The sequence below is a fragment of the Hydrogenophaga sp. genome, assembly GCF_041633695.1.
In the GTDB taxonomy this organism is placed as follows: Bacteria; Pseudomonadota; Gammaproteobacteria; order Burkholderiales; family Burkholderiaceae_C; genus Hydrogenophaga.
Window position 1 is genome coordinate 1 of record NZ_JBFJMY010000539.1, and the last position, 2,553, is coordinate 2,553.

A 2,553-nucleotide genomic window follows, 5' to 3' on the forward strand; every position below is an offset into this window, starting at 1 on the left:
CTAGGAGCCTGCGCGGCAGAAGAGGCGTCGGCTGCAAATCGCCCGCAGCGGTCCATTTTTCACCGTCTATTTGCCCCATAGCCGGGCTATGGGGCTGCACATCCGGCAAAAACTGTCCTCGCTGGGGGCGATTTTCGCTTTCGACGCCTTCTGCCGCGCAGGCTCCTAGGGTTGTGCCCGGCTCAGCGCCTGGAAGTCGGCCGCATAGCCTTTGAGCACGTCCACCGCGTGAGCGCGTTGCGCGGGGCTGGTGCTGTTGTGCAGGGCCGCGAATTGGGCGCAGCCCTGGCGGACCAGTGTCTGGCTGTAGGCCTGGTAGCCCGGCGCGGGCGATGCCCAGAGGCGGCGGGTGAAATCCCGCAACAAAGGCACGGCGGTGGCTGTCGCACTGGGCAGGGTGGCGGCCTGTGCCGAGCGGATCAGGCCCGGGCCATTGCGCTCATCGCTGGCGCGGGTCTGCGCCAGCACCTGCGATTGCGCCGCGCGAACGGTTTGCCGCAAATCATCCTGGCGGCGCAGGCGCTCGGTGCGGCTGCGCTCGGCATCGAAGGACGAGCGCCGGATGCCGCTGGCCACCAGTTCGCGCTGCGCTTCGTTCAAGCGGCCGTAGAGCTGTTCGCTGCGGTCCACCGCCTTGTCCAGCCGCCTGCGTTGCCGCTCCTGGGTGTCACCCTGTAGGTAGTCTTCGTCGAATTCGTCCAGGCTGTCGGCTTGTTTCTTCTGCAGGTATTGCAGCTGTTCGGGCGAGAGCTGCAGCGCCAGCCGCGCCAGCGGCTCCAGGCTGCGTTCGGTTGCGACGTCGATGCGCGCGCGCATGCGGTCGAATTCGGCGCAGGCCTGTTCGGCGCTGATGTCGGTGGTGGCCAGGCTTTGCCAGCGCAGCAGCAAGGCCGCGTACGCAGGCAGCTCGCTGCGCCGGTGCCACTGGAAGAAACGGTCGATGTCCTCGCGCAACTGGGTTGATTGCGCGTCGCTCAGGTTCACCTGGCCGTTGATCCACCATTGCGCCAGGCCCGGCGCCTGGTTGTAGGCCAGCCGCGTGGTGCTGCACGCGCCCAACAACAGGCTCGCTGCAATCAGCAAGGGCGCCAGCCACAGGCGTTGCCCGGCGGCGCGGGGGATAATCCGGGGCTTGTTCAATCGTGGGCCTATATGGCTCCCAGGAGAGGTGTTCATGTCGTTCCCTGTGGATGTGGTGGTGATGGCTGCGGGCAAAGGCACGCGCATGAAAAGCCTGCGGCCCAAAGTGTTGCACCGATTGGGCGGCCGCGCACTGGCCCAGCACGTGATCGACACCGCCGCGCGGTTATCGGCGCGCTCGGTGGTGGTGATCACCGGCCACGGCGCTGAGGCGGTGGAAGCTGGCCTGTATGCACCTGCCCCTGGCGAAGGTGGCGCGGCCACCCGGCTCCAGTTTGTGCGCCAGGAGCCGCAACTCGGCACCGGCCACGCGGTGCAACAAGCCCTGCCGGTGCTGCCCGACGACGGCGTGACCCTGGTGCTGTCTGGCGATGTGCCTCTGACCCAGGCGGAGACGCTGCAAGCGCTGCTGGCCCAGTGCGAAGGCGAGCACCTGGCTTTGCTCACGCTGGACATGGCCGATCCCACGGGCTATGGCCGCATCGTGCGCGCAGCCGATGGCGATGTGCAGGCCATCGTGGAGCAAAAGGACGCGAGCGAGGCGCAACGTGCCATCACCGAAATCTACGGCGGCATCATGGCCGTACCCACCCGTTTGCTGCGCACCTGGCTGGCCCGGTTGGACAACCGCAACGCCCAGGGCGAGTTCTACCTGACCGATGTGGTCAAGTTCGCCGTGGCCGATGGTGCCGGTGTGCACGCGCACCGCATCGCGGATGCCGCGCAGGTGGCGGGTGTGAACAGCCCGCTGCAGTTGGCGGAGCTGGAGCGCATCTACCAGCGGCGCGGGGCAGAGCGCTTGATGGCGCAAGGCGTGCGTCTGGCCGACCCAGCGCGGCTGGATGTGCGCGGCGAACTGGTGTGTGGCCAGGACGTGGAGATCGACGTCAACTGCGTGTTCGAAGGCCGGGTGGTGCTGGGCGACGGTGCCCGGGTGCAGGCCAACTGCGTGATCGCCAACGCCACCATCGGCGCGAACGCGGTGATCCTGCCCTTTACCCACATCGAAGGCGAGAAGCTGGGCGTCTCCATCGGGCGCGGCGCGCTGGTGGGGCCGTTTTCCCGCTTGCGTCCCGGCGCCCAACTGGGGGCCGAGGTGCACATCGGCAACTTCGTCGAAATCAAGAATTCCACGCTGGCCGATGGTGCCAAGGCCAACCACCTGGCGTATCTGGGCGACGCCACCGTGGGCGAGCGGGTGAACTACGGGGCCGGCAGCATCACCGCCAATTACGACGGTGCCAACAAGCACCGCACGGTGATCGAAGCCGATGTGCACGTGGGCAGCAACTGCGTGCTGGTGGCGCCGGTGACCATTGGCGCTGGGGGCACGGTGGGCGCGGGTTCCACCATCAGCAAGAGCACGCCAGCGGGGGCCTTGTCGGTGGCGCGCGGCAAGCAGGTGAGCATTGC

Annotated in this window: 2 protein-coding genes; one reads left to right on the forward strand and one right to left on the reverse strand. The window is 67.6% G+C overall.

The features are described from left to right. Positions 1–165: 165 nt before the first annotated feature. Positions 166–1,176, reverse strand: coding sequence for a DUF6279 family lipoprotein (locus ABYB95_RS21335; protein WP_372661651.1), 1,011 nt, complete (start codon positions 1,174–1,176; stop codon positions 166–168). Here ABYB95_RS21335 and glmU point away from each other — a divergent pair. Next, positions 1,175–2,553, forward strand: a 1,379-nt coding sequence (gene glmU / locus ABYB95_RS21340) for a bifunctional UDP-N-acetylglucosamine diphosphorylase/glucosamine-1-phosphate N-acetyltransferase GlmU (RefSeq protein ID WP_372661654.1), incomplete at its 3' end; no start/stop codon positions are given. The two genes, ABYB95_RS21335 and glmU, sit on opposite strands and share 2 nt — an antisense overlap.

Excerpts from the sequence above, each read along its gene's own strand:
- ABYB95_RS21335 (WP_372661651.1), bottom strand. The coding sequence starts at position 1,176 with ATGAACACCTCTCCTGGGAGCCATATAGGCCCACGATTGAACAAGCCC.